This is a genomic window from Asanoa iriomotensis, from assembly GCF_016862515.1.
GTDB lineage: Bacteria > Actinomycetota > Actinomycetes > Mycobacteriales > Micromonosporaceae > Asanoa > Asanoa iriomotensis.
In genome coordinates, this window is the sequence record NZ_BONC01000076.1 from 1 (window position 1) to 26,783 (window position 26,783).

General features: G+C 71.5%; 26 protein-coding genes. 6 read left to right on the forward strand and 20 right to left on the reverse strand.

The window, feature by feature from the left end; genetic code table 11:
• Nucleotides 1-53: 53 nt before the first annotated feature.
• The 6 genes from Air01nite_RS34465 to Air01nite_RS34490 form a co-directional block, all read right to left on the reverse strand.
• Nucleotides 54-1,748 carry a glycosyltransferase gene (locus tag Air01nite_RS34465; protein WP_203707569.1) on the reverse strand — a complete coding sequence of 565 codons (1,695 nt, stop codon included), beginning with the start codon at nt 1,746-1,748 and terminating at the stop codon, nt 54-56.
• Between the two features lie 2 nt (nt 1,749-1,750).
• Complete coding sequence (locus tag Air01nite_RS34470; protein ID WP_239091168.1) at nt 1,751-3,943, reverse strand: bifunctional glycosyltransferase/CDP-glycerol:glycerophosphate glycerophosphotransferase; 2,193 nt, start codon at nt 3,941-3,943, stop codon at nt 1,751-1,753.
• Complete coding sequence (locus tag Air01nite_RS34475; protein WP_203707570.1) at nt 3,910-5,772, reverse strand: DUF5941 domain-containing protein; 1,863 nt, start codon at nt 5,770-5,772, stop codon at nt 3,910-3,912. Before Air01nite_RS34475 ends, Air01nite_RS34470 begins: the two co-directional genes overlap by 34 nt.
• Nucleotides 5,769-6,515, reverse strand: coding sequence for an ABC transporter ATP-binding protein (locus Air01nite_RS34480; RefSeq protein ID WP_203707571.1), 747 nt, complete (start codon nt 6,513-6,515; stop codon nt 5,769-5,771). The genes Air01nite_RS34475 and Air01nite_RS34480 overlap by 4 nt, the downstream gene beginning before the upstream one ends.
• Nucleotides 6,515-7,333, reverse strand: a complete 819-nt coding sequence (locus Air01nite_RS34485) for an ABC transporter permease (RefSeq protein ID WP_203707572.1) — start codon at nt 7,331-7,333, stop codon at nt 6,515-6,517. The genes Air01nite_RS34480 and Air01nite_RS34485 overlap by 1 nt, the downstream gene beginning before the upstream one ends.
• Before the next feature lie 142 nt (nt 7,334-7,475).
• Complete coding sequence (locus Air01nite_RS34490) at nt 7,476-8,843, reverse strand: L-serine ammonia-lyase (RefSeq protein WP_203707573.1); 1,368 nt, start codon at nt 8,841-8,843, stop codon at nt 7,476-7,478.
• A 164-nt stretch (nt 8,844-9,007) separates the two neighbouring features.
• Between Air01nite_RS34490 and Air01nite_RS34495 the strand changes: the two genes are divergently transcribed.
• Nucleotides 9,008-9,205, forward strand: a complete 198-nt coding sequence (locus tag Air01nite_RS34495) for a PspC domain-containing protein (protein ID WP_203707574.1) — start codon at nt 9,008-9,010, stop codon at nt 9,203-9,205.
• 78 nt (nt 9,206-9,283) lie between these two features.
• Here Air01nite_RS34495 and Air01nite_RS34500 read toward each other — a convergent pair whose 3' ends face one another.
• The 7 genes from Air01nite_RS34500 to pdxH form a co-directional block, all read right to left on the reverse strand.
• Entirely contained in the window at nt 9,284-10,018 is a 735-nt protein-coding gene (locus Air01nite_RS34500) for a DUF4230 domain-containing protein (RefSeq protein WP_203707575.1), read from the reverse strand.
• Nucleotides 10,019-10,070: 52 nt separating this feature from the next.
• On the reverse strand, nt 10,071-11,231 hold the full coding sequence (locus Air01nite_RS34505) for an acyl-CoA dehydrogenase family protein (RefSeq protein WP_203707576.1): 1,161 nt from the start codon (nt 11,229-11,231) through the stop codon (nt 10,071-10,073).
• A gap of 10 nt (nt 11,232-11,241) precedes the next feature.
• A complete protein-coding gene (locus Air01nite_RS34510) occupies nt 11,242-11,541 on the reverse strand; it encodes a type II toxin-antitoxin system VapB family antitoxin (RefSeq protein WP_203707577.1) in 300 nt (99 codons plus the stop codon).
• 88 nt (nt 11,542-11,629) lie between these two features.
• Complete coding sequence (locus Air01nite_RS34515; RefSeq protein ID WP_203707578.1) at nt 11,630-12,232, reverse strand: nitroreductase family protein; 603 nt, start codon at nt 12,230-12,232, stop codon at nt 11,630-11,632.
• Between the two features lie 47 nt (nt 12,233-12,279).
• A complete protein-coding gene (locus tag Air01nite_RS34520) occupies nt 12,280-13,209 on the reverse strand; it encodes an aldose 1-epimerase family protein (RefSeq protein ID WP_203707579.1) in 930 nt (309 codons plus the stop codon).
• Nucleotides 13,206-14,492 (reverse strand): MFS transporter, encoded by a 1,287-nt coding sequence (locus tag Air01nite_RS34525; RefSeq protein ID WP_203707580.1) that lies wholly within the window; start codon nt 14,490-14,492, stop codon nt 13,206-13,208. Before Air01nite_RS34525 ends, Air01nite_RS34520 begins: the two co-directional genes overlap by 4 nt.
• On the reverse strand, nt 14,489-15,145 hold the full coding sequence (pdxH, locus tag Air01nite_RS34530; RefSeq protein ID WP_239091169.1) for a pyridoxamine 5'-phosphate oxidase: 657 nt from the start codon (nt 15,143-15,145) through the stop codon (nt 14,489-14,491). The genes Air01nite_RS34525 and pdxH overlap by 4 nt, the downstream gene beginning before the upstream one ends.
• Nucleotides 15,146-15,317: 172 nt before the next feature.
• Here pdxH and Air01nite_RS34535 point away from each other — a divergent pair, with 172 nt between their 5' ends.
• From Air01nite_RS34535 to Air01nite_RS34550, 4 genes are all read left to right on the forward strand, one after another.
• Nucleotides 15,318-16,424: a citrate synthase 2 gene (locus Air01nite_RS34535; RefSeq protein ID WP_203707581.1), complete on the forward strand. Its 1,107-nt coding sequence runs from the start codon at nt 15,318-15,320 to the stop codon at nt 16,422-16,424.
• A gap of 112 nt (nt 16,425-16,536) precedes the next feature.
• Nucleotides 16,537-17,664 (forward strand): phosphoserine transaminase, encoded by a 1,128-nt coding sequence (serC, locus tag Air01nite_RS34540; RefSeq protein WP_203707582.1) that lies wholly within the window; start codon nt 16,537-16,539, stop codon nt 17,662-17,664.
• Between the two features lie 125 nt (nt 17,665-17,789).
• Nucleotides 17,790-18,824, forward strand: coding sequence for a septation protein SepH (sepH, locus tag Air01nite_RS34545; protein ID WP_203707583.1), 1,035 nt, complete (start codon nt 17,790-17,792; stop codon nt 18,822-18,824).
• Nucleotides 18,825-18,860: 36 nt separating this feature from the next.
• The gene (locus Air01nite_RS34550; protein ID WP_203707584.1) at nt 18,861-19,847 is read left to right on the forward strand and encodes an aldo/keto reductase; all 987 of its coding nucleotides are present in this window, start codon (nt 18,861-18,863) and stop codon (nt 19,845-19,847) included.
• Between the two features lie 85 nt (nt 19,848-19,932).
• On the opposite strand, the gene Air01nite_RS34555 is transcribed toward Air01nite_RS34550, so the two are convergent.
• The 6 genes from Air01nite_RS34555 to Air01nite_RS34580 form a co-directional block, all read right to left on the reverse strand.
• Nucleotides 19,933-20,940, reverse strand: a complete 1,008-nt coding sequence (locus Air01nite_RS34555) for a 2'-5' RNA ligase family protein (protein ID WP_203707585.1) — start codon at nt 20,938-20,940, stop codon at nt 19,933-19,935.
• Nucleotides 20,937-21,437 carry a hypothetical protein gene (locus tag Air01nite_RS34560; RefSeq protein WP_239091170.1) on the reverse strand — a complete coding sequence of 167 codons (501 nt, stop codon included), beginning with the start codon at nt 21,435-21,437 and terminating at the stop codon, nt 20,937-20,939. The genes Air01nite_RS34555 and Air01nite_RS34560 overlap by 4 nt, the downstream gene beginning before the upstream one ends.
• Before the next feature lie 97 nt (nt 21,438-21,534).
• Entirely contained in the window at nt 21,535-22,281 is a 747-nt protein-coding gene (locus Air01nite_RS34565; protein WP_203707586.1) for a maleylpyruvate isomerase family mycothiol-dependent enzyme, read from the reverse strand.
• 37 nt (nt 22,282-22,318) lie between these two features.
• Nucleotides 22,319-23,611 carry an MFS transporter gene (locus tag Air01nite_RS34570; protein ID WP_203707587.1) on the reverse strand — a complete coding sequence of 431 codons (1,293 nt, stop codon included), beginning with the start codon at nt 23,609-23,611 and terminating at the stop codon, nt 22,319-22,321.
• A gap of 67 nt (nt 23,612-23,678) precedes the next feature.
• Complete coding sequence (locus Air01nite_RS34575) at nt 23,679-24,128, reverse strand: MarR family winged helix-turn-helix transcriptional regulator (RefSeq protein WP_203707588.1); 450 nt, start codon at nt 24,126-24,128, stop codon at nt 23,679-23,681.
• A 53-nt stretch (nt 24,129-24,181) separates the two neighbouring features.
• The gene (locus Air01nite_RS34580) at nt 24,182-25,657 is read right to left on the reverse strand and encodes an NCS2 family permease (RefSeq protein WP_203707589.1); all 1,476 of its coding nucleotides are present in this window, start codon (nt 25,655-25,657) and stop codon (nt 24,182-24,184) included.
• A 90-nt stretch (nt 25,658-25,747) separates the two neighbouring features.
• Between Air01nite_RS34580 and Air01nite_RS34585 the strand changes: the two genes are divergently transcribed.
• Entirely contained in the window at nt 25,748-26,014 is a 267-nt protein-coding gene (locus tag Air01nite_RS34585) for a DUF2530 domain-containing protein (RefSeq protein ID WP_203707590.1), read from the forward strand.
• Here the strand turns inward: Air01nite_RS34585 and Air01nite_RS34590 are convergent.
• Nucleotides 25,978-26,751 carry a DUF3027 domain-containing protein gene (locus Air01nite_RS34590; protein WP_373310545.1) on the reverse strand — a complete coding sequence of 258 codons (774 nt, stop codon included), beginning with the start codon at nt 26,749-26,751 and terminating at the stop codon, nt 25,978-25,980. The two genes, Air01nite_RS34585 and Air01nite_RS34590, sit on opposite strands and share 37 nt — an antisense overlap.
• Nucleotides 26,752-26,783: the final 32 nt, after the last annotated feature.

Below are 26,783 nucleotides of genomic sequence, written 5' to 3' on the forward strand. Positions count from 1 at the left end.
ACCAGACGACGCCTGGACTCCGACTCGGCTCACGTTGATCGGCAGGACACGCCCTAACCCACCGCGGTCAGGCGCAGCACGCCGCGGTCGGTCGCGTCCACCACGAAGCGGCCCGCCGGGGCCGGTGTCCAGCGCAACCGCGCGAGCAGCGGCACCGCGACCCCGTCGGGACCCCGCAGCGCCACGAGCCAGCTCTCCGGCGGCTCGCCCGGGAGCGCGGGTGTGCCGATGCCGGCCACCAGATCGGGCATCGGCACCCGGGCGATCCACTTCGGACCGGCGATCACGAGCGGGAACACCGACGACGGCACGCCCGGCGCCCGCTGGAACTCGATCTCGGTGCCGGGCGTCAGCTCGCCGAAACCGTCCACGTAGAGGTCCCCCGCGTCCTCGCCGGCCTCGGCCGCGACCACCGTCGGGCGGTCCACCACGAGCCGCAGCACCTCGCCACGGACGACCGGCGCCACCAGCGTCTCCCTGTCGACCCAGCGGGACGGCAGCGCGACGGGATCGGTCACCCGCAGCGTCGCCCGTGGCGGCGCCACGTTGACGGTCCACTCCCCCGGCACCCAGCGTCGCCGGTCGCGCAGGCGGGACGCGTGCACCGTGCCGGCACCGCCCACGGCCGGCAGCAGCACCGCCCGGTTGCCGGACGCGGTCTCGCGCAGCCACAGCAGGGCCAGCGCGGGAGCGTCGGCCAGCCCGATCCGGAGCCGGCCACCGGACCAGCTCAGCGCGCCGGCCCGGGCGACCGGCGGCGCCGGGTCGCGCCAGGCGGCCATCCCGTTGCCCGCACCGCGCACCGACTCGACCAGCCGGAGCAGCGCGTCCAGGTCGCCGTCCCGGGCGAGCCGCCAGGCCGTGGCCAGCCGGCTCGGCAGCCGGGTCAGCACCTCGGCGTCCACATCGGTCAGAAAGGCGCTGGCGAGCTTGCGGAACAGGGCCCGGTACGCGTCGTCGGTGTCCGGCAGCACCTCCAGCACCAGCCGCAGGTCGCTCTGCAGGGCGGTCTCCGCGTACCAATCGGCGAACGCGTCGGAAAGGTCGCGGCGCGCGCTGGTGACCGCGGCGAACCGGTCCTCGAGGTTGCGCGGCTCGGCGAGCCGCTGGCTGATCGACGGGTCGCCGGCCGGCCGCTGCCGCCAGTAGTAGACCGGCACCTCGACCACGTCCACCGCGCGGGCCCGCCCGTAGAGCGGCACCGTCACCGGGATGTCCTCGTAGTGCACGCCCTCCGGAAACGCCGTGTCGCCCCAGAACGCGCGCCGCCACACCTTGTTGCAGGCGAGCCGGTCGTAGAGCAGGTAGCGGTGCTGGCGCGGGTCGGCCGCCAGCCGGGTCACCCGGTGCGTGCCGCGGTGCAGCGGCGAGGGCGTCAACTCGCCGTCGGTGAGCAGCCGGACGTTGCCGCTGGCGAAGTCGGAACCGGTCCGCTCCAGGGCGTTGACCAACACTTCGAACGCGTACGGCGGCAGCACGTCATCGGCGTCCACGAAGGCGAGGTAGTCCCCGGTGGCCAGCGCCGCACCGGCGTTGCGGGCCGCGCCGAGCCCCCGGTTGTCCTGCCGCACCAGCCGGAACCGCGGGTCCCGGGCGGGCCAGGCGGCCGCGATCTCCCCGCTGCCGTCCGTCGAGCCGTCGTCCACCAGCACCACGTCGAGATCCCGGTGCGTCTGGTGTGCCAGGGATTCGAGGCAGGTGTCGAGGTAGGCGGCGACGTTGTGCACGGGTACCACGACGGTCAGCATGATCAGTCGCCGAAGACCGTCGCGATGACCCGCTCCGCCGCCCGCCCGTCCTCCAACGTGGTGAACCGGCCGCGGAACTCGCTGCGGGCCTTGGTCGCCGCGTCGCTCTCGAAGGCGCCGGTGCGCAGCGTGTCGACCAGGTCGTCGAGGGTCAGTGCGACCGCGCCGGGCGGCTCGGCCACGATGTCGAAGTAGACACCCCGGATCATCCGGTACGCCTCCCAGTCCGGCGCGTAGATGACGATCGGCCGGTCGAGCACGGCGTAGTCGAACATCACCGACGAGTAGTCCGTGATCAGCACGTCCGCGGCGAGGTAGAGGTCCTCGACCGACGGGTGCGCGGAGACGTCGCGCACGCCCGGCAGGTCCGCCGGCGCCGGCGCGGCGACCGCCCGGTCGCGGAAGTAATGGCTGCGGATCAGCAGCACCGCGTCCGGCCCCGCCGCCGCGCGTACCCGCTCGGGGTCGAACGGGGGGTGATAGCCGGGCAGGTGCTCCCGGTGGGTCGCGGCGTAGAGCACGACCCGCTGCCCGGGCTCGATGCCCAACTCCGCGCGGACCCGGGCGACCTCGCCGGCGGTGGCCAGGGCGAGCCGGTCGTTGCGCGGGTAGCCGGTCTCCAGCGTCCGGTAGCGGCACGGGTACGCGCGCTCCCACGCCTGCGTGGTGAACGCGTTCGCGGTGACGCTGTAGTCCCAGCGGTCGGCCCGGCGCAACTGACCGGCGAAGTCCGGGTCCTGCACGCCGCCCGGGTAGTCCTGCTGGTCGATGCCCATCACCTTGAGCGGCGTGCCGTGGTGGGTCATGACGTGCGTGCTGCCCGGGCGCTTGACCACGTAGTTGGGCCAGTTGACGTTGTTGACCAGGTACGTCGCCTGGGCCAGCGCCCGGAAGTAGGCGCGGGTGCCGGCCACCACGTAGGGCACGCCGGGCGGCAGCGTGCCGACCTTGTCGCGGCGGACCACCCAGACTCCGCGTACGCCCGGCGCCAGGTCCTTGGCCGTCTCGTAGATCGCCGCCGGGTTGCACGCGTAACCGCGGTACCAGTAGGCGGCGTACAGCGCCAGGTTCGGGTCCAGCGGGCGGCGCAGCTCAGCGTGGTAGTAGGCGCGCAGCACGGCGGCCCGGCCGAGCCTGGCCACCCGCCGGCCGCGGTTGCCGGCCCGCGCCGCGACCTCGCCGGTCGCCCGGGCCTCCTGCGCCCGCCGGAACCCGAACCGCAGCGCCTGGAACGTGTGGTGCCGCCCGCCGGCCACCAGCCGGTGCTTCACGCCCTCCATACCGCCCGGCGCCGGGTAACCGCCCGCGGGCAGATAGCGGTGGTAGTGCGCGGTCATCTCGCCGAAGAACCGGGCGCGGAGCTCGTCGGGCAGCCGGTCCTCGTTGCCACGCACCACCAGGAAGTGCCAGATCATCCGGCGGAACAGCAGCTTGCGGAGCAGGGCCGCGCCCGGCCGGCCGTCGTCGAACGTGTCGAAGACCTCGGACCAGTTGGTGAAGATCGCGAAGTGCCCTTCGCCGACCGTACGGGTGGCCGCGCCGACGCGGCGCTGTCGATAGTGCACGCCGACCCGATCGAGCAGGGTGATCCGGTCGGCGGCCATCAGCACGCGGTACGTGAACGGAATGTCCTCGTACCACCCGGTCCGGAACCGGAAGCCGGTGCCGAGCAGCAGCGAGCGGCGGACGATCTTGTTCCACGGGGTGTGCAGGATCTCGATCGCGCGCGGCCACTCGTGCAGCGCGAAGACCTCGGGCGTGCGGGCGAACCGATTCAGCGAGGGGTCGACCCGGCCGTCCCAGTGCGCCCGCACGTGGTCGACGACCACGACGTCGGGGTCGAGGTCGGCGATCCGGGCCGCGACCGCGGGCACGATGCCGTCGGCCAGCCAGTCGTCGCTGTCGACGAACCAGACGTAGTCGCCGGTGGCCTGCTCCAGCCCCCGGTTGCGGGCCGGGCCCTGGCCGCCGTTGCGGTCCAGCGTCAGCACGGTGACGCGGGGGTCGCGGGCCGCGTACTCGGCCAGCACCTCGGCGCTGCCGTCGGTGGACCGGTCGTCGACCGCGATCAGCTCGACGGGCACCGAGCTGTCGGCGAGCATGGAGTCAAGGCATTGGCGCAGGTAGGACCGGACGTTGTAGACCGGAACGATGAAGCTGATCAGAGGGCTGCCGACTCCGCCCGTTCGCGCCACCAGATCACACTGCCCAACACAAAAGCAGACAACAGGTAAGAAGCGATCGTAACGGTCGTCGCTGCCGCAGCGCCGAAGGCAGCGCCGAGCGCGAGCACCAGGACTCTCGCGTCCCAGCCGAGACCCCACCGGTGCAGCCAACCGCCGGCCTCGCGCTTCTCCAGGCGGGCCGTCAGGTCGTAATGCCACAGCGCGAGCGCGAAGAGCAGCAGGAACGTGGCCCAGGGCGGCACGTCGTAGCCCACTCCGACGGCGATCACGAAGAGGTACTCGGCGGCCCGCAGCGCGGCGGGCACCAGATAGTGCAGGGGCCGGTCGTGCGGCGCGGCGGCCGGCAGGGCGGCCACCAGCAGGGCGACCGCGGCGCTGAGCGTCACCGTGCGCAGTTCGCCGCCGGCGAGCCCGGCGTACGCGCCCACCAGGAACAGCACGGCGACCACCACCGCGGCGACGGCGCCGGCCAGCGGCCCGCCGGCACCGAACCGGCTGAGCTGCCGGGCAAGGGGGCCGTCGTCGCGCTGCTCGCCGGCCGCGACGCCGGCGAAGGCGGACACCCGCATGCCACGGGCGCGCAGGGTACGCAGCCCGAGCGTGTAGGCGAACGCGAGCACGATGCCGGCCAGCACGCCGACCAGCGCGACCCGCGGGCCGAACAGCGCGCCGAGCAGGGCCATCACCGCCCACCGCTCGCCGATCGGGAAGGCGGCGGTGCGCTTGAGCCAGTAGCCCACCGAGCCCGTGTCGGCGCGCACCCGGGCGGACACGGCACCGAGCCGGCCCGCCACGCCGCCGGCCGCCACCGGGGCCGCGCTGGGCGCCCGGGCGGCGACGTCGTGCAGGGTGCCGTACCAGGTGTCGGTCATGTGCCGGACGGTCTGCAGGCCGATCGCGGCGATCGCCAGCGTCCAGGCGCCGTCGACGCCCGCGGCTGCCGCGCCCGCGCCCAGCCCGGCGTAGACCAGGTATTCCTTGGCCCGGTCGGCCACCGTGTCGAGCCAGCCGCCGAACACGCTGAACGTGCGGGTGTAGCGGGCCAACTGGCCGTCGACGCAGTCGAGCACGAAGCCCAGGTAGAGCAGGATGCCGGCGAGCAGCCAGGCCGGCCGCCCACCGCCGAAGGCGAACAGCCCAGCCGCGGCCGCGACGACCACCACCGAGATCGCGGTGACCCCGGTGGGTGTCAGCCGCAGGCGGGCCGCCGCCCGGGTCACGTGCGGGGACCACGTGCTGACGAAGTAGGTGGTGAAGAAGTCGTCCTGCTCCTTGACCGCGAGCCGCAACTCGGCCCGGTCGGAGTCGACCTGCGCCACGGCGGCCTGCGCGGCGGGGATCTCCGCCGGGAAGGCGACCCGGCGGGCGACCAGGAGCCGCACGCGGTGCGCGGTGACCGTGGCACCGTTGGCCAGCAGGTCGGCGACCACCGGTTTGCTCGGATCGCCGAGCAACGGGAGATCGGCGACCCCGACCCGGACCAGACCACCGGCGACGCCCGTCGGGGGCCTCGGGTTTTGATCTGCGCCGTCCGATGGACCAGGCGCCATCGGAGGCACTGCCGGGTCTCCGGGGACCAGCTGACCGCGTTCCTCGCGGACCGGCTCGCCGGGGCCGTCGGGCAGCACCAGCGCGACCGTGCCGCGGCCCGGCACGGTGGCCACGTGGCGGATCACCGCGTCGTGCGCGACCAGGTCGCCGGCGCAGATCAGCACCGGCTCGGCCAGGCCGGCCGGGAGCTCGTCGTAGACCTCGCGGGCGCCGGCCGCGCGAAGCTGGGCGGCGAGCCGATCCCGCAGCGCCGGGTCCGGCCCCGGCAACAGGACCGCCACCGTCATGCGCGCACCACCCCGTTGTAGGCATCTAGAGCGTCCTGAACCGTACCGTCCGTGACCAACTTGCCCTGCTCGAAGTAGAGGCCGCGGTTGCAGAACCGGGTCAGATCGCCCTCGTTGTGTGATACCAGCACCAGCGTCCGGCCCTCGCCGAGCAGCCGGTCGATGGTGACGTAGCACTTCTTGCGGAACTCGGCGTCGCCGACCGCCATGACCTCGTCGACGAGCAGGATCGGGTGCGGCAGGCGGGCGATCACCGAGAAGCCGAGCCGCACCTTCATGCCCGACGAGTAGTGCCGCACCGGCGTGTCGATCGCCTTGCTCACCTGGTCGCCGGCGAAGTCGACGATCTCGTCGAAGTGCTTCTTGAGGAAGCTGTTGGACAGGCCGTGCAGCGAGCCGACCAGGTGCACGTTCTCGCGGCCGGTGAGCTCGTTGGAGAAGCCCGCGGAGAGCTCGAGCAGCGGTGCCACCTTGCCGCGCACGATGATCTTGCCCTCGTCCTGGATCAGCACGCCGGCGATCAGCCGCAACAGCGTGCTCTTGCCCGTGCCGTTGCGGCCGATGACACCGACCGCGTCACCCGGCCGCACGGCGAAGCTGACGTCGCGCAGGGGCCAGAACACGCCCGCGTTGGGCTGCCGGCCGCCGCGGTGGATGAACATCTCGCGGATGCGAAGCTGCCGCCGGCGGTTGCGGACGAACTTCACCCCGAGCCCCTGAGCCTCGATGATCGGCGCGCTCATCACAGCTCCTTGAGGACGGCGGGCTCGAGGCGGCTGAACACGAACCAGCCGCCGACCAGCAGGACCACGCTGGCACCGGCCGTGACGGCGAGCAGGGTCAGGCTCGGGAACATCTGCGGGTACCAGATCGCGTGGTAGAGCTCCATGATGCCGACCAGCGGGTTCAGCTCGTAGGCGTCCTTGATCCACTCGGGCATGTTCGCGGACCGCACCAGCGCCAGCGGATAGATGATCGGCGTCGCGTAGAAGAGCACCCGCAGGCCGAGTCGCATCACCCGCTCGACGTCGCGGAGCAGCACGTTCAGTGACGAGAGCAGCAGTGCGAGCCCGGTCAGGAAGACGGTCTGCAGCACCACCGCCAGCGGCAGCGCGAGCAACTGCCAGTCGAAGTGCAGCTGGCCGAAGGCGACGGCGAGCACGACCAGGATCGGCAGGCCGGCGACGAACTCGGCGAACCGGCCGAGCACACGGCCGATCGGGAAGACCTGCCGGGCCACCTTCATCGTCGTGATCAGCCGGGCCTGGCCGGTGAGCGCGCTGGTCGCCTCGCCCATCGCCGCGTTCGCCCATGACCAGGCGAAGATGCCCGTGATCAGGAACAACGGGTACGAGTCGGAGGCGGAACCAAGGTGCCGGTCGGAGGCGGTGCCGTAGAGGACGCCGAAGACGAACCAGTAGATCGCGGCGACGCCGAGCGGCTCGATCAGTGACCACAGGTAACCGAGAAATGACTGCTGGTATTTGACGGTGAGGTCTCGGCGGATCAGCAGACCGAGGGCGTTGCGGTTTTCCCACAACGTCACCACGCTCGATGTCACAGCCGCCTCCGCCCGCGTGTCTAACCGACGGGCACGGCCAGCCGTCGACGCGCCATAGGTTAGCAGTCGGTAAACGCCCGCTAGCGGTAAAGCGGCAGCCAGGTGCCTCGGGAGGTCTGCACCGCCAGGTGCCTGCAGGAGGTCAGCACTCGATGACGTTGACGGCGAGCCCGCCGCGGGCCGTCTCCTTGTATTTGATCTTCATGTCCGCCCCGGTCTCGCGCATGGTCTTGATGACCTTGTCCAGCGAAACGTGGTGCACGCCGTCGCCGCGCAGCGCGAGCCGGGCCGCGGTGATCGCCTTGATGCTGGCCACCGCGTTGCGCTCGATGCACGGGATCTGCACCAGGCCGCCGACCGGGTCGCAGGTCAGACCCAGGTTGTGCTCCATGCCGATCTCGGCGGCGTTCTCCACCTGCTCCGGCGTGCCGCCAAGCGCTTCGGCTAGGCCGGCGGCGGCCATCGAGCACGCCGAGCCGACCTCGCCCTGGCAGCCGACCTCGGCGCCGGAGATCGAGGCGTTCTCCTTGAAGAGCACGCCGATCGCCGCGGCGGCGAGCATGAACCGGACGACCCCGTCGGCGTTCGCCTCGGGCACGAACCGCGTGTAGTAGTGCAGGACCGCCGGGATGATGCCGGCGGCGCCGTTGGTCGGTGCGGTCACGACCCGGCCGCCGGCCGCGTTCTCCTCGTTGACGGCCAGCGCGAACAGCGTCACCCAGTCCATCACCCGCAGCGGGTCGCCGGCCAGCTCCGAGCGGAGCTTGCGGTGCAGCTCGGCGGCGCGGCGGCGGACCTTGAGCCCACCCGGCAGCGTCCCGTCGCGCTCACAGCCGCGCTCGACGCACTCGCGCATGACCCGCCAGATGTCCAGCAGCCCGGCGCGGACCTCGGCCTCCGACCGCCAGGCCAGCTCGTTGGCGAGCATCACGTCGGAGATCGAACCCCCGGCTTCGGCGGTACGGGCGAGCAGCTCGGCGCCGGTGCTGAACGGATAGCGGACCGGGGTGGTGTCCGGCTTGATCCGGTCGGCGCCCGCCGCCTCCTCGTCGACGACGAACCCGCCGCCGACGGAGTAGTAGGTGCGCTCGCGCAGGGTGCCGCCGTCGGCGTCGTACGCCGCGAAGGTCATGCCGTTCGGGTGGTAGGGCAGCGACCGCCGCCGGTGCAGCACCACGTCATCCGCCGGCGCGAAGTCGATCTCGTGCTGGCCGAGCAGGGCCAGCCGGCGACTCTCCGCGGTGCGGGTGACCAACTTGGGCACTTCGTCGGTGTCGACACCCTCCGGCGTCTCTCCGGCGAGCCCGAGCAGCACGGCCCGGTCGCTGCCGTGCCCGTGGCCGGTCGCGCCGAGCGAGCCGAACAGCTCCGCCCGGATCCGGACGGTCCGGCCGAGCACGCCGTCGTCGGCCAGGCCGGCCACGAACGTGCGGGCCGCCCGCATGGGGCCGACCGTGTGCGAGCTCGACGGCCCGATACCGACCGAGAAGAGGTCGAAAGCGCTGATCACCGGCGTGCTCCATTTCTTCCGCCGCCGCGCGAGAGCATACGCGCGCAATCGGGGTACTCCCTACGGGAAGCCGGCTCCCGATATCCGTCCACGGGCCGAGGGCAGGCTTGATGTCCGTTTCTACCGTTGGTATCAGGACCGAATGAAGGGAAAGGGACTTACAGATGAGACTCGTCCGCCCCCGCGACGACCGTTGGATCGCCGGCGTGTGCAGCGGGCTGGCCCGCCGCTTCGGGATGCGACCCAACACGATGCGCCTGATTTTCGTGCTGTCCTGCCTGCTGCCCGGGCCGCAGGTACTCATCTACCTGGCGCTCTGGGTGCTGATGCCGGACGAGGGCCGCTACCCCACCCACGCGTGAAAGGAACGGTCCGTTGTTAACGCCCAGCGTTGGCAACGGACCGTTCCTATGCGGAAACCGTTAATAACGGACCGTTCCTTAGGGCGCTGTGTAGGTGATGGTGACCGTCGTGTAGCCGAGCGACTTGAGCATGCCTTCCAGCATCGACTTGGTGTTGGCGCGGGCCCGCTCCTGGAGCCCACTGTCGACCGCGGCGGCCTTGATCTTCTCCTCGGCCAACCGATAGACCTCGGCCTGCTGGTTGGGGTCGCGCTTGATCAGGTCGCCGAGCCGATTCGCCAGGCCACGCTCCTCGGCGAAGATGTAGCTGTCCTGCGTGTTGAGGTTGACGTCGCCGAGCTGCGGGGCGGGGAGCTTGACCTCCACGGACGTGCCGTCGGCGGACTCCACGATGGCGCCCTCGCCGATCTTGCCGAAGTCCACGTACGCCTCGACCGAGCCGACCCCGACGAACAGGGTGCGCTCGTTGAGCAGGAACTCGGGGACGTTGTCGCGGCTGGTCTGCTTGTCGACGATGACCTGGAAGTTGCCCTCGGCGGCGACGTAGCGGCTCAGGTCCTGGATCGACTTCAGCAGCGGCGGCTGGCTGCGATCGGTGGTCTCCTGGGCGAACGGGTTGCGCCAGCTCGGCAGGAGGTCGGCGGCCTTCAGCGCGAAGCCGCCCGCGACCAGCACGACGACGATCGCGGCCAGCCAGATCAGCCCGCGCCACCGTGGCCGGCGCTCGGCCTCTTCGGTCCAGGCTGGATCGTCTGGTTTCCGCTCGTCGGTCTTGACCTCGGGGTACTCGCGGGTGGGCTCGATATTGGTCATTTGTCCACCTCACCGTCCCTTCTGCGAACAGTTTCCCCGATGCGCGCCACCCCTAAACGAAGGCCGACAACCCGGTGAGCTTCTGTCCGATCACGAGCTGGTGCACCTCGCTCGTGCCCTCGTAGGTGAGCACGCTCTCAAGGTTGTTCGCATGCCGCAACACCGGATATTCCGCACTGATCCCGTTGGCGCCGAGGATGGTGCGGCATTGCCGGGCGATCGCGATCGCCTCGCGCACGTTGTTGAGCTTGCCGACGCTGACCTGCTCGGGGCGCAGCCGGCCGGCGTCGGCCAGCGCACCGAGGTGACGCGCGAGCAGGTAGCCCTTCTGCAGCTCGACCGCCATGTCGGCGAGCTTGGCCTGGGTGAGCTGGAACCCCGCGATCGGCCGGCCGAACTGCTCGCGGCTGACCGCGTAGTCGATCGCGGTCGTCAGGCAGTCCCGGGCGGCGCCGAGCGCGCCCCAGACGATGCCGTAACGGGCCTCGGTCAGGCACGACAGCGGCGCCTTGAGCCCCTCGGCGCCAGGCAGTTGGGCGTCGTGCGGCAGCCGGACGTCGTCGAGCACGATCTCGCCGGTCGACGAGGCGCGCAGCGACATCTTGTGCTTGATCTCGCGGGCCGTGACGCCGGGGGTGTCCATCGGCACCGCGAAGCCGCGGATGCCGTCGTCGGTGCGCGCCCAGACCACCGCGACGTCGGCGACGGGTGCGTTGGTGATCCACATCTTGCCGCCGGCGAGCACCCAGTCGGAGCCGTCGCGGCGAGCCCGGGTGGTCATCCCGGCCGGGTCGGAGCCGTGGTCGGGCTCGGTCAGCCCGAAGCAGCCGATCGCCTCGCCGGCCGCCATCGACGGCAGCCAGCGCTGCCGCTGCTCCTCGGAGCCGAACCGGTGGATGGCGAACATCGCCAGCGAGCCCTGCACGGACACCAACGAGCGGACGCCCGAGTCACCGGCCTCCAGCTCCAGGCAGGCCAGGCCGTAGGCGGTGGCGCTGGCACCCGCGCAGCCGTAACCGGTCAGGTGCATCCCGAGCAGGCCGAGCTTGCCGAACTCGGCGGCCAACTCGCGGACCGGCACGCGGCCGTCCTCGTACCAGGTGGCGACGTAAGGCCGGACCCGCTCGTCGACCACCTGGCGCACCACGGCACGCATGTCCCGGTCTTCGGCGGACAGGGTCCCATCGAGGTCGAGCATTTCCAGCGGGTCCATGCCGCTCACCTTATTCGGTGGGCAGCACGAGCACCCGAGCGTGGATCTGGTTGCGCTGCTGCAGCGCGGCCCGCAGCGCTCGGTGCAGGCCGTCCTCCAGGTAGAGGCCGCCGTGCCACTGCACCACGTGCGGGAACAGGTCGCCGTAGAACGTCGAGTCCTCGGCCAGCAGCTTGTCGAGCGCCAGCTCGCGTTTGGTGGTGATGAGCTGGTCGAGCCGCAGCGGCCGCGGTGGGATCTCCGACCACTGCTTGAGCGTCAAGCCGTGCTCCGGGTAGGGGCGGCCGTCACGCACCGACTTGAAGATCACGCGCCGCTCCTCTCGGCTAGGTGGCTGCCCGCCAGCTGGCTCAGCCTATCGACCCGCGCAACGACGGGGCCCGGGCCCGATGTCCGTCTCAGGACCAGCGTCCCCGGTGCACCACCTGATCAACTGAACGCCGGCCCCTTTTCAGTGACGGCGACAGCCGATCGGGTGCCCGGTAGCCGATCGTCACGGCACCGATCGGGGTAAATTCCGCCGGCACGCCGAAGGCCTTCCGGTAGCCGTCGACCCGCTCGCCCGGAATGCCGAAGAAGCACGCTCCCAGCCCCTCGTCGACGGCCGTGAGCAGCATCAGCAGCGCCGCCATCCCGGTGTCGATGTGCCAGTACGGCACCGGCCAGCGGCCCGGGTCGCGGTCGGTCCAGCCCTTGTCGGGCTCGGCGTAGCGGTCGAGGTAGGCGGACTGGTTGGAGTGCGGCACGACCAGCAGCGGCGCCCGGCGCATGCCGTCGAGCCAGCCGCTGGGCGCCCAACCCTCCGGCGTGGTCGCCGCCCAGAAGGCGTCCCGGTCGGCGGGCTCGTCGAGCACCAGGAAGCCCCAGCCCTGCGAGAAGCCCGCGGACGGGGCGTGGATCGCGTGGCCGAGCAACCGGTCGACCACGGCCGCCGGCACCGGCCGGTCCGGGTCGTAGTCGCGGACCATCCGCCGCTTGCGGACGACCTCGCCGAACTCCATCACAAGCCTCCCCGCTGGCTGGTCTCGCAACCTATCGGGCGGCGCGGCTATCCGTCCAGCGAGACCGTGACACCCCAGCTCGCCGACCAGGTGTCCCCGGGTTCGAGGACGATCACGTCGTGTCCCGAGCGGAACGCGTCGGGCGGGCAGGTCTGCGGCTCGACGGCCACGGCCCGGCGCTGCCGGTCGCCGTGCAGGGTGTCGGAGGTGAAGACCACCCACCACTTGAACGCCTCGCCGGCCCAGACCCGCAGGGTGCGGGCGCCGTCGGACAGCCGCACCGAGGAGGTGCCGTCCGGGTCGCGCTCGATCTCGCCGAACGCGTTGTCGAGCACCTGGGCGCCGATCCGCTTGGGCGCGGTGAAGTCCAGGTCGCCGCCGGTCACCTTGGCCGCGCCGATCGGCAGCAGCCGGTTGTCGAAGAGCACCCGGCTGCGGGCCGGCACCGTCAGCGTGAGGTCGTCGACGGGGGTGCCGGGCAGCCGGAAGTAGGGGTGCGTGGCCAGCCCGAACGGAGCGGCGCCGACGCCGACGTTGGTGGCCTCGTGATCGACCCGCAGCCCGTCGGGCCCGAGCGTGTAGCGGGTGCGCAGGGTGACCTGCCACGGGTAGCCGACCTGGGCCGGCAGGGCGCACTCGATCAGCACCGACGCGTCGGTGCGCTCGACCAAACGCCAGCGCTGCCAGGCGACCAGGCCGTGGATCGCGTTGTGCTTGGCCGGCTCGGTGATCGGGAGCTGGTAGGACTCGCCGCCGAACGTGTAGCGGCCGTCCCGGATCCGGCTCGGCCAGGGCGCCAGCACATGACCGGAGCTGCCCGGCGGCAACTCGTCCTCGGCGTACCCGTCGAGGTAGTCCACCCCGCCGGCCCGGTAGGCGCGCAGCCCACCGCCGACCTCCACGACCACGGCCTCCTGGCCGTCGGCGGCGATCGTCCATTGTGTGCCGGATAGCGGCGGGGCGGTGCGGTTGGTCATGGGCCGGACGATATCGGTTCCGGGGTGGCGGCGGGCCGCGGGTCCGGCTCGGGGTCCGGACTGCGATAGCGGGTCAGCGCGGGGAAGACCAGCGCCAACACGATCGCCAGGCCGGCCGCGGCGAACCCGCCACCGCTGAACGCGACGCCGGCGCCCCACAGCGCGGCGGTGCCGCCGGCCCGCAGGTCGCCCAGCCGCGGGCCGCCGGCCACGACCACGGTCATCACGCCCTGCAGCCGCCCGCGCATCTGGTCGGGCGCGTAGACCAGCAGGATCGAGTGCCGGAAGACGGCGCTGACCAGGTCGGCGGCGCCGGCCAGGGCAAGCACGACCACCATCAGCCACAGGCTGTGCGCGAAGCCGGCGAGGCCGACCAGCACACCCCAGGCGACCACGGCGCCGACCAGCGCCAGGCCCTGGCGGCGGACACGGCCGATCCAGCCGCTGGTGAGACCGCCGAGCACGGAGCCGATCGCGATCGCGCTGAACAGGAAGCCGACGGCCGCGCCGCCACCGAACCGCTCGTCGGCGATCTCCGGGAACAGCGCCCGCGGCATGGCGATCGTCATCGCGATGATGTCGATCGCGAACGAGAGCAGCAGCACGGGCGCGCCGGCCAGGTAGCGGAACCCCGCGATCACGCTGCGCAGCCCGGCCGTGGTCGCCTGGCCGACCGGCGGGATCGGCGGCAGCCGCAGCGTCGACCAGAGGCCGACGGTGAACAGCAGCGCGTCACACGCGTACGCGATGGGCAGTGCGGTGTGCAGGTCCCAGGTCGCGAGGATCACACCCACCGTGAGCGGGCCGAGCACCACCGCGGCTTCGCCGGTCGTGAAGGACAGCGTGTTCGCCGACGGCACGAGGTGCCCCGGCACGAGCCTCGGGATGATCGCGCTGCGGGTGGGGTTGGTCACGGCGAACGCGCACGACTGGATGGCCGTGAAGAGCAGGAGCAGCCACGGGTTGTCCCACTGGGCCAGCGACTGCACAAGGAAGCCCAGGGTGCCGAGCCACATCACCGCCGAGCCGGCGATCAGCAGCCGCCGCCGGTCCATCGCGTCGGCCAGGGCGCCACCCCAGAGGCCGAAGACCAGCAGGGGCACGAGGGCCGCGATGCCCAGCAGGCCGACCCAGAACGAGTCGTCGGTGAGCGAGAACATCTCGACCGGCACGGCCACCGCGGTGAACTGGTAGCCGTAGTTGGAGAAGGCGGTGCCGATCCACATCCGGCGGTAGCTCGGTGTGCCCAAGGGCCGGAGATCGATGGCCCATCTCTTGCTCATGGTGCGAGGCGTTCGATGATCCACTCTCCTTGGTCGGTCCGACGGTAACGCAGCCGATCATGAAGCCGGCCGCCGCGTCCCTGCCAGAACTCGACCGTCTCGGGCACCACCCGCAGGCCACCCCAGTGCGGCGGGGCCGGGATCGCCGACTCCGCGGGGAACCGCCGCTCGGTCGCGGCGTACCGCTCGTCGAGGGTGGCCCGGTCGGGCAGCACCCGGGACTGCGGGCTGGCCCACGCGGCGATCTGGGACGGCCGGGGCCGACCCGCGAAGTAGGTCTCGGTCTCCACCCGGTCCACCTCCACGACGGTGCCCCGGATGGCCACCTGGCGCATCATCGGGAACCACGGGAAGAGCAGGGCGGCCTGCGGGTTGGCGCGCAGCTCGGCGCCCTTGCGGGACTCGTAGTTCGTATAGAAGACGAAGCCTCGGTCGTCGATGCCTTTCAGCAGCACCGTCCGCGAGCTGGGCCAGCCGGCCGCGTCCGCGGTCGAGAGCACCATCGCGTTGGGCTCCGCCAGCCCGGCCGACACGGCGTCGGCGAACCACCGGTCGAACTGCTCCGGCCAGCTCGCCGCCAGGTCCGCGGTGTCGAGCCCGCGCCCTTCGTAGTCGCGGCGCATGTCGGCCAGGTCGGGTGTGTCTCCGGTCACGTCTTCATCCTCGTGCACGCGTTAAGCGGTGATATGCGCTGTTCGTCGGGTCTCCGGTTTGCGGGCTGTGCTCGCGCACCGACAGACCCAGCAGGCAAGATGACACGAATACGAAACCTGAGTGGTAACTAAGGCGCCGAAATGTTGCGGGCCGCATAGGCGGGAGGGCGAAATGTCCGACTTCAAGCCGGGGTTGGAGGGCGTAGTCGCCTTCGAGACCACGATCGCCGAGCCCGACAAGGAAGGTGGCGCGCTGCGCTACCGAGGCGTCGACATCGAGGACCTGATCGGCCAGGTCAGCTTCGGCAACGTCTGGGCGTTGCTGGTCGACGGCCGGTTCGGGCCCGGGTTGCCGCCCGCCGAGCCGTTCCCGGTGCCGGTGCACTCGGGCGACATCCGGGTCGACGTGCAGTCGGCCGTGGCCATGCTCGCTCCCTACTGGGGGCTCTCCCAGCTCCTCGACATCAACGACGCGCAGGCCCGCGAGGACCTCGCCCGGGTCTCGGTGACCGCCCTCTCCTTCGTGGCCCAGTCGGCCCGCGGGCTCGGCCTCCCGGCCGTGCCGCAGAAAGAGATCGACAAGGCCGCCACGATCGTCGAACGGTTCATGAAGCGCTGGCGGGGCGACCCCGACCCGCGGCACGTGAAGGCCGTCGACGCCTACTTCATCTCGGCCGCCGAGCACGGCATGAACGCATCGACGTTCACCTGCCGGGTGGTCGCGTCCACCGGCGCCGACGCCGCCGCGTGCATCTCGTCCGGCATCGGCGCGCTCTCCGGCCCCCTGCACGGCGGTGCGCCGTCCCGCGTGCTCGGCATGATCGAGGCGGTCGAGCGCAGCGGCGACGCCGAGGGCTACGTCAAGGGCGTGCTCGACCGCGGCGAGCGGCTGATGGGCTTCGGCCACCGGGTCTACCGGGCCGAGGACCCGCGCGCCCGGGTGCTCCGCCGCACCGCCAAGGAGCTCGGCGCCCCCCGCTTCGAGGTCGCCGAGGCGCTGGAGAAGGCCGCCCTCGAGGAGCTGGCCGCCCGCCGCCCCGACCGGGTGCTGGCCACCAACGTCGAGTTCTGGTCGGCCGTGGTGCTCGACTTCGCCGAGGTGCCGCCGCACATGTTCACGTCGATGTTCACCTGCGCCCGCACCGCGGGCTGGAGCGCGCACATCATGGAACAGAAGGCACTGCAGCGACTGGTGCGGCCGTCGGCGCTTTATGTGGGCCCTGGGACGCGCAAGCCGGCCGACGTGGAGGGTTGGGACCAGATTCCCCACGGTGAGTAGGGTCACGCAGCCCGCTCTGGGACCGTCCGTCGCGCGTACTCGTTGAAATGGAAGTATGAAGGTCGGCAGCGCCGCCGGCTTTCCATTCCGTGCGCGACCTAAGGATCGATTCGTGGCTGACGTGACCAGCATCCGGATTCCCGACGAGATCAAGCCCGCCGACGGACGTTTCGGCTGCGGCCCGTCCAAGGTCCGGCCGGAGGCGGTCTCCGCGCTCAGCCAGGTCGCCACGAGCTACCTGGGCACGTCCCACCGCCAGAAGACGGTCCGCGACCAGGTCAAGCGCCTCCGTTCCGGGCTCGCGTCGTTCTTCTCGCTGCCCGATGGCTACGAGGTGATCATCTCGAACGGCGGCACGACCGCCTTCTGGGAGGTCGCCACCTTCGGCCTCATCCAGGACAAGGCCCAGTTCGCCAGCTTCGGCGAGTTCGGCGCCAAGTTCGCCGCCTCGGCCAAGGCCGCGCCGTTCCTCTCGGACCCGACCGTCCGCAAGGCTGACCCGGGCAGCGCGCCGGGCCTGGTCGCGGAGGCCGGCGTCGACGTATACGGCACACCGCACAACGAGACCTCCACGGGCGTGGCCGTGCCGATCCGGCGGGTGCCGGGCGCCGACCCCGCGTCGCTGCTGCTGGTCGACGCGACCTCCGGCGCCGGCGGGCTCGAGGTCGACCTGCGCGAGACCGACGTCTACTACTTCGCGCCGCAGAAGGCGTTCGCCTCCGACGGCGGGCTCTGGATCGCGCTGATGTCGCCGGCCGCGCTGGCCCGGGCCGCCGAGGTCAAGGAGTCGGGGCGCTACATCCCGGCGTTCCTCGACCTGATGACCGCGGTGGAGAACTCGCGGCTCGAGCAGACCTACAACACGCCGGCCCTGTCCACGATCTTCCTGGCCGCCGAGCAGACCGACTGGATGAACGCGCACGGCGGCCTGTCCTGGGCGGCCAAGCGCACGGCCGAGAGCGCCGGGGTCATCTACGGCTGGGCCGAGCGCTCGTCGGTCGCGACCCCGTTCGTCACGGACCCGGGCCTGCGCTCCAACGTGGTCGCCACCATCGACTTCGTCGACGCGGTGGACGCCGCCGCCGTGGCCAAGGCCCTGCGCGCCAACGGCATCGTCGACACCGAGCCCTACCGGAAGCTCGGCCGCAACCAGCTCCGGGTCGCGCTGTTCCCGGCGATCGAGCCGTCCGACGTCGAGGCGCTGACCGCGTCCATCGACTACGTTCTCGAGCGTCTCTAACGTTTTAAGCCGCGACACCCCGGCGTGCCAAACGGTGCGCCGGGGTGATAGTGGGCTACCGTGTCGGAAGCGTCTCGACTGTGGTCGGGGCACGTCGGCCAGCTCAGCGGGACGGAGGCTACGCGATGCGGCCTGTACGCTTCGTCGCCCTCTCCGAGGACGGCCAGGCCATGGTGCTCGCCGACGAGGTGGGCCGACTCCTGGCGCTGCCGCTCGACGAGCGGATCAACGGTGTGCTCCACGGTGACCCGTCCGCCGCGGCGGTCAGTGGCGCCGGCCATTTCGGCGACCAGCCACCGTCCCTGTCACCGCGAGACATCCAGGCCCGCATCCGCAGCGGCGAGTCCGCTGAAGACGTCGCCCGGATCGCCGGCGTGCCGGTCGACCGGGTGCTGCGCTACGCCGGTCCGGTGCTGCAGGAGCGGGCGATGCTCGCCCAGCACGCGCGGCGCACCCGGTTGAAGACGTCCGAGAAGGGCGCACCGCTGGCCGAGGTGGTCGACGCCCGGCTGGCCCAGCACGGCATCGACGCGGAGAAGATCTCCTGGGACGCCTACCGCCGCGACGACGGCACCTGGCGGATCATCGCCACGTGGCCGTCCGGCAAGGCCACGGCGCAAGCCATGTGGGATCTCGACCGCGGCCGCCAGGTCGTCACGCCGCACGACGACATGGCCCAATATCTCTGCACCGAGCGCCCGCAGCCGCTGCTCGGCCAGGAGCCGGCGACTCCGGAGCGGGGCGGCCACGCGCTGCCCGGCCCGTCTCGCGGCGAGCCCACCCGGGGCGGCCACGGCCTGCCGTCGGCACCGGCTGAGCCGCGGGCACCGCGCGACGCGATCCGCGCGGGCCGCGACGCCCTGCTCGCCTCGCTCGACCGGCCGCTGACGCCGCCCGGTCGCGGCCTCGACGCAGGCGCCTCCGAGCCCCGCCGGGGTGGCGCCGCGGCGCTGCTCGGTGGCTCCGGTTCGGCCTTCGCCGACGACGACGACCTGCCCAAGGAGGTGCCGGCCGTGCCGTCGCTGGCCGTCCTGCGCCCGCGCCGCACCGGTGGTGGCAACGGCCCGGAGCAGACCGACCCGTCAGGCAAGCCACGCAAGCGCCTGCCGAGCTGGGACGACGTGCTCTTCGGCAGCGCACCGCAGCGCGAGTCCTCGTAGCTTTCGCCCCGCACCCGCCGGTGGCAGGGTGAGGGAATGGAATTCACGAACCTGGGCCGCACGGGCCTGACGGTGAGTCGTATCTGCCTCGGCACGATGAACTTCGGACCACGGACCACCGAGGCGGACAGCTTCGCCATCATGGACCGCGCACTCGAGCACGGCGTCAACTTCTTCGACACGGCCAACGTGTACGGCCACAAGCTCGGCGAGGGCGTCACCGAGCAGATCATCGGCCGCTGGTTCGCCCAGGGCGGCGGCCGCCGTGACAAGGTCGTCCTGGCCACCAAGGTGTACGGCCGGATGGGCGAATGGCCGAACGACCGCGGCCTGTCGGCCCGGCACATCATCCGCGCGTGCGAGGAGTCCCTGCGCCGGCTGGGCACGGACACGATCGACCTCTACCAGATGCACCACATCTCCCGGGAAACACCGTGGGACGAGATCTGGCAGGCGATGGAGGTCCTGGTCGCCCAGGGCAAGGTGATCTACGTAGGCTCGTCCAACTTCGCGGGCTGGCACGTAGCGGCCGCCCAGGAGTCAGCCGCCCGACGCGGCTTCCTGGGTCTGGTCTCGGAGCAGTGCCTCTACAACCTGGTGGCCCGCGGCCCGGAGCTGGAGCTGATCCCGGCGGCGGAACACTACGGAGTCGGCATCATCCCGTGGTCACCGCTGCACGGCGGCCTGCTGGGCGGCGTCCTGCGCCGCGTAGCGGCAGGCGAAGCGAAACGCGCCGCGGAAGGCCGGGCGGCCGAGGACCTGATCACCTACCGGGGTTCGATCGAGTCCTACGAGAAGCTGTGCGCGGACCTGGGCCACGAGCCGGGCAACGTAGCGCTGGCCTGGCTGCTCTCCCGCCCAGGCGTAACGGCCCCGATCATCGGCCCCCGCACAATGGCCCAACTGGACGGCGCGGTCGAGGCCGTCGACATCGAACTGGACCGGGCAACCCTGGCCAAGCTCGACGAACTCTTCCCACCGCAAGGCAAGGGCGGCCCCGCCCCTGAAGCCTGGGCCTGGTAATCCCCCGCCGCTGGGCCGGATCTCCTCGTCGGGCACAGCCCGGCGACCAGGGGATCCGGCCTTTCGCGTTGAGGTGGGGCCCGGGCTAGAGCAGCCAGTTGGTGAGGCGTTCGTACGTCGGGTTCGGGCCCAGGTGGCTGCGCATCAGGAGGAGCTCGCGGACCGGCCACGTCGGACCCCGGTAGGCGTTGAGCTCCGCCCGGTCGGCGTCCAGGTCGGCCCTTGGGATGCGGTTTCCGGGTCGGGCGATCGTCAGGTGCGGCTTCCACGGACGCTCGTCGTAGGGGAATCGCGCGCGCTTCAGCTCGCGCCGCAAAGCCTTGTGCAAGGCGCGCACCGGGTCCAGGTCACCGGTCACGCCCACCCACATCAGCGTGAAGGCGCCCCGACCGAACCGTCCGCCGCCCGAGAGCGCGAGCTCTGGAATGGCCGGTGCACTCGGTCGGGCACCAAGACTCGCCTGCTCGCGACCAGCGGCGCCCTTTTGCACGCGACCATGGGCGTCGCCCGACGAGCGCGGCGACCGCCCGCTGAGCTTCGCGTCAGACGCGGACGCCTCCTCGCGGCCCAGCGCCGCCGCGGACCCGCTCAAGCCGTCCCTCGGCTCCGCACGACCCCGCACCTCCTCGCGGCCGCGCACCGCCGCGGACCCGCCGGCCGCAGACTCGCCCAAACCATCCCGCGGCTCCTCGTCGTGCCGCACCGCCGCGGACCCGCCGGCCGCAGACTCGCCCAAGCCGTCCCTCGGCTCCGCGCGACCGCCAACCTCCTCGCGGCCCCGCACCGCGGCGCGCCCGCCGGGTGTCGACTCGGTCATGCCCTCCCGCGCCGCAGTGCGGGCCGCGCGGCGGGCACTGCGCTCGGCCTCCGCCCAATAGCGCTCCACCCCCTGGCCGACCGCCTGCTCCACCTCGGACAACCGTTCGTCGGCGACGTCGCCGAGGAAAGCGAGCGTCAGGTGGTAGGTCTCGGGGCGGGCGAGGCGGGTGTTCGTGCCCTCGGCCGCTGCCCGGCCGACCCGCAGCGACCCGACGAAGGCCGCAAGGTCCGCGACCGCTGACGCCGAGGGGTAGGCCGCGACGAACAGCCTCACCGTTGCTCGCGGCGTTCCGCGTCCGCGGTCGGCAGCGTCATGCCCGCCAGTTGCAGCTCACCCTCGACCCGGACGCGTTCGATCTCGAGGTCCACGCCCACCAGCTCGCCGAGGTGCTCCGTCACACCGAGGCACTCGCAGGCCAGGCGCAGTTGTTCGTCGTAAGCGCGCAGCACAGCGGTCTGCCAGACCTGTGAGCGTTGCGCGATGCTCAGCCGCTGGCGGCCCAGGCGGTGCAGGTCGGCGGCGATCTGTTCGATCGTCGGGCGGTCTGGCTCCGCGGGGAGGTCGAGCTCCGCCGGCACCTCGAGCGCGCCCATCGAGCGGTCGAGGCGGCCGAGGGCGCGGCGTTCGCGGCGGACCAGGCGGGCGTGGTGGACGGCGCGCGAGGCGCGGTCGATCAGTTCGTCGGCGCACACGATCGCGGCGACGATGGCGGGCAGACACAGCAAGGTCAGGATCGCCACCGCTAGCACGAGTGTGTGCGGAATCGCCACTCTTCGACGCTATGCGGCTCTGGCAGCGACCGCCACCGATTTGGGTTTCATTTGGTGCACCGACCGGCCACATTCGCGCTCAACGCATTCGTCTGGATCATTGTGTGGCCGCCTCCAGCATCGCGCGTAGGCGGGCCACCGCGCCGGCGTCTCCGTCGACCCGGACCGCGCTGTCGCCCACCCGGCGCCAGAGCCACAGCAGCACGTCGTGCGGCGCGCCGGACACCGCAGCCACGGCCTGACCTGCGGTGGCGTCGGCGATCTCGACACTGCCGTGGTCGAGGCGGACCAGCCAGCGGGCGCCGGCCGCGGAGACCAGCACCGCCTGGTCGCCGTTGGCACGCAGCAGGTTGCCGAAGTCTTCCGGCCACTGCCGCGTGGCGTAGGACAGGAAGACCTCGAGCACCTCGGCGATGCCGTCGCCGGCCAGCTCCGCCGGGATGGGTGAAATCGGGAAGCCCGCGGCCAGCTCGGCGTCGACCCGGTGGATCACCGTCTCCTGTGCCATCCGGCGCACCCAGAAACCGACGGTCTGGTCCGGCTCGTACCACGTCGGGCACGGCTCTTTGTCAGGCCGCGCGGCGAACTCGGCGACCAGCTCCGCGTAGGCCCGGTCGAGCAGCGCCAGCGGCTGCTCGCCGGTCGGCTCCGGCGGCCACGGGTCGGGCAGCTTGCCGAGCCGCATGGTCTCGACCTTGTGCAGGTAGACGTGGGCGACGTGGCCGACCAGGTCGCCGACCGTCCAACCCGGACAGGACGGGACCGGCGCCGATAGGTCGCCCGCGGCCGCCCGCAGGTCGTGGAAGTCGGCCTCGAGGCACCGGAGGAACACATCGCGCGTCATGTGGCACAGCAAACCAGATCCGTACGACACAAGCCCGTCAGACCCGTTCGGCGACGGCCCCGGCAGGCACGATCCGCACCCGCGGCACCGGGCGCAGGTGCATCCGCAGCCGGCTGCCGCTGTGCCGGAGCTGCACCACCAGCGCCAGCGTCGTCGCGGCGAGCGCCACCACCCCACCGGACCAGATCGCCGTGCCGGCACCAGCGTGGTCGGCCAGCGCACCGACCAACGGCCCCGACACCGGGTTGACGCCCATGAAGACCAGGACCCACAGGGCCATCACCCGACCGCGGTACGCGGCATCGGTGCCGAGCTGGATCCGCTGGTTGGCCGCCTGCGCGAAGAAGACCATGAAGAACCCGGTCGGCACCAGCGCGGCCACGACCAGCCAGTACACCGGGAGGATGCCGATCAGGATGCCGAACGCGCTGAACACCATGGCCGAGATGATCACGGTGTACACCGACGGGCGGGCCCGCCGGGTGCCGCCGATCAGCGCACCGATCAGCGCACCGAGCCCGAGAGCGGTGGTGAACAGCCCGAACGACGCGGCGCCCGTGTTGAACCCGGTCTTGGCCAGCGACTGCAGGGTCACCGGGAAGTTGAACAGCGTCAGCGCGAGCGTGCTCATCAGCACCATCGGCAGCATCAGGTCGGGCCGCCGCCGCACGTAGCGCAAGCCGTCGACCACCCGGGCCGGCTCGCGGGAAGCCGGCGGCAGGTCGGAGCGGTACAGGTCCGCGGGGCGCATCCGGACCAGGCAGATCAGCGGGGCGACGGCGAGCACCGCGCTCAGCACGAACACCGGGCCGACGTCGAACAGCGCGATCGCGACGCCCGCGATGGACGGGCCGATCACCCGGGCGCTGTTGAAGGTGGCGGCCGACAGGCCCAGCGCGTTGGGCAGCAGCCGGGTCTCCACCAGCTCGGAGACGAACGACTGGCGCACCGGCGTCTCGACCGCGCTGGCCACGCCGAGCAACAGCGCGAACACGTACACGTGCCAGAGCCGGACCGCGCCGACCACGACCAGGATGCTGAAGAGCACGCACAGGATGGTCCAGGCGGCGTTCGCGACAAATAGGATCTTGCGTTTGTCGTAGCGGTCGGCGAGCCGCCCGGACAGCAGCGTCAGCGCGAGCACGGGCGTGAACTGCAGCGCCGTGACGATGCCGAGCTGTGCGGCGGTGCCACCCAACAGGAAGACGAGCCAGTCCTGGGTGGTGAACATCATCCACACGCCGATCAGCTTCACGAGCTGACCGAGCGCGAAGAGCCGGTAGTTCCTGACGGACAGGGACTGGAACGTGCTGCTGAGCCGGGCCCGCACTGGTGCTGCGCCTCCTAAGAGATCCGCGTACGCGTCATCCACAAAGGACGAAGCGGCGCGGGCCGGCTCAGGCGCGCGCGACCTTTTGCAGGATCTCCGCTGCCCGGCGGAGCGTGTCGCGCTCCTCCGGGGTCAGCGCGGCGAGGCGAGGGGCCAGCCATTCATCGCGGGCCCGCTCGTGCTGGGCAAGGATCGCCCGACCCTCCGCCGTGGCAGCCAGGATGACCTGGCGCCCGTCGGTCGGGTGAGGGGTCCGTTGCACCAGCCCGCGCTCCTCCAGCTTGGCCACGATCTTGGTCATCGTCGGCGGCTGGACACGTTCGACGTCGGCTAGTTCCCGGGGGGACAGCGCACCCGCCAGCTGGAGGCTGGTGAGGGCGGAGAGCTGGGTAACCGTGAGATCGCCGACCGGGCGGGTCTGCCGGACCCGCCGGTTGAACCGGGTAATCGCATCGCGCAGAGATGAGGCGAGCTGCGCCACCGAGACGCGTTTTGCCGTCACCGTCCGCTCCGTCACAGTAATTAGCTTAACTAATAAGCCCGGCTAACAACCAGCGAGTATGGCACCGGTCACGAGATCAGGGTCTCGATCGGCCCACGCAGGAAGTAGACCACGAACAGGGCGGCAACGGCGTACAACAGCGGGTGAACCTCGCGCGCCTTGCCACGCGCCAGCTTGACCACGGCGTACGCGATGATCCCGGCCCCGATGCCGTTGGAGATCGAGTAGGTGAACGGCATCAGCACGATGGTCAGGAACGCCGGCACGGCGATCTCGTAGTCGGTCCAGTCGATGCTCCGCACCGCGGTCATCATCAGGAAGCCGACGATCACCAGCGCCGCCGACGCCGCCTCGAACGGCACGATCGTGACCAGCGGGGCGATGAACATGGCGACCAGGAACAGGCCACCGGTGACCAGGTTGGCCACGCCGGTCCGGGCGCCCTCGGCGACACCGGACGCGCTCTCGATGTAGGACGTGTTGCTGGAGACGCTGGCCGCGCCGCCGGCAGCGGCCGCGACGGAGTCGACGAGCAGGATCTCGCGGGTACGCGGCGGCATGCCGCTCTCGTCGAGCAGGCCGCCCTCCTGGCCCACCGCGACCATCGTGCCCATGGTGTCGAAGAAGTCCGTGATCATCAGGGTGAAGACGAACATCAGCACGACCAGCCAGCCGGCGGTCGACCACGAGTTGAACACGTTGAACTTGCCCAGCAGCGACAGGTCGGGCAGGTCGACGATCGTGTCGGGCAGCTTGGGCACGTTCAGCGACCAGCCGCTCGGGTTCGGCTTGCCGTCGACGAACGACGGCCCGATCTTGGCGATCGCCTCGACGATGATCGCCAGCACGGTGGCGGACAGGATGCCGATCAGGATGGCGCCGCGGACCCGCCGCACGAAGAGGATGATCGTCAACAGCAGCGCGAACACGAACACCAGCGCCGGCCAGGTGACCAGCCGCCCGTTGATGCCGAGCCCGACGGGCACGGTGGTGCCGGCGGCGTCCGGGATGCGGCGCACGAAGCCCGAGTCGACCAGGCCGATGATCGTCAGGAAGAGGCCGATGCCCACGCCGATCGCGGCCTTGAGCTGGGTCGGCACCGACCGGAAGATGCTCTCCCGCAGGCCGGTCAGCACCAGGATCGCGATCAGCACGCCCTCGATGACCACGAGGCCCATCGCGTCGGCCCAGGTCATCTGCGGCGCGATCTCGTAGGCGACCATCGCGTTGACGCCGAGACCGGCGGCCAGCGCCAGCGGGAACCGGGCCACCACGCCCATCAGGATCGTCATCACGCCGGCGACCAGGGCGGTCGCGGCGGCGATGGCGGCGATCGCGAGATGGACGCCGTTGGCGTCCGCCGCGTTGCCGAGGATCAGCGGGTTCAGCACCACGATGTACGCCATCGTGAAGAACGTCGCGAACCCACCCCGGACCTCACGGCCGAGAGTGGAGCCGCGATCGCTGATCGAGAAGTAGCGGTCGAAACCGCTGCGCGGGCCGTCGGGCGCCGTCGCCCGCTGCGTGGTCGGTGCCTCGGTCATATCGGGCTCCCACGGAGATCATCAATGTGACCTGGGCATATTGTCACAGCCGGTGTTACACCGAAAGATCTTCCTGGTTACCCTTTTCGAGTGGCTGACCAGCAACAACCACGGGTGGCGCCGCTAGACCCGCCGATGGTGCCGTTCGCGCTGGGCGGGATCGTGATCTGGGCCGTCGTCGGGCTCGTGATTCTCGCCTTTTTCCGCGACGGGCGCGAAAACTGGCTATGGACCTGCCTGGCCGGCTTCCTGCTGGGTTTCCCCGGCCTCGCGGTCATGATCCGGCACGACGCGCACCGGCGCCGGCGGCTGGCCGCGGGTCAGTCGTCGACCGACTCGACCTCGCCGTCGTCGTAGACCGTCGGCAGCTCCTCGGCCGGAGCGTTCTCGGCCAGTGCCTCGGAGTGCGCGCCGCAGCCGTGGTCGGAGCTGACCGCCCGGCCGTCGTCGGGCGCGAACATGTTGCCGCAGACGCCGAACGCCTGGCGTAGCGCGCCGGCCAGCGGGAGATAGAAGCCGCAGCTCACGCAGCGAGCGGCCGAGGGCGCCGCGGTGGAGATCGCCGCGTCGGGGCCGTGGTCGCCGTCGTACCAGCGCTGGGCGGTCTCCTCGCGACCCTCCTTGGACATCACCCGGGGCCGCCCGAGGCCCAGCTCCCAGGCCACCTCGTCGACCGCCGGGTCCTCGGAGAGCGTGTAGCCCGGCACGAGCCGGTCGTCGTCGGCCGGCGTCAGCAGCAGGTCGCCGACGCCCAGGTCACCGGGCTGGAGGCGGTCCTGCCAGGGCACCCAGCCGGGGGCCTGCAGCGCGTCGGGCCCGGGCAGCAGCACGGTCTCGCAGACCGTCACGTGCTTGCTGCGGGAGACCCGCGTCACTGTGACGGCCCACCGCCAACCCCGATATCCGGGCATTTCGCAGGCAAAGTAGTGGGTGACCAGTCGCTCGCCCTCGGCAACCACGTCGAGATGGGCGCCGACCTCCGCCGCGTCGACATCGGTGATCGCCGCTCGCGCGAGATCGACGGCCGCGGCGCAGACCTGGTCGAGCTTCGCGGATCGCACGGTGGCACTCCTGGTCACCCAGACATTCTTCACTACGCGTGTGGGCCGGCGACACCGGGATGGGA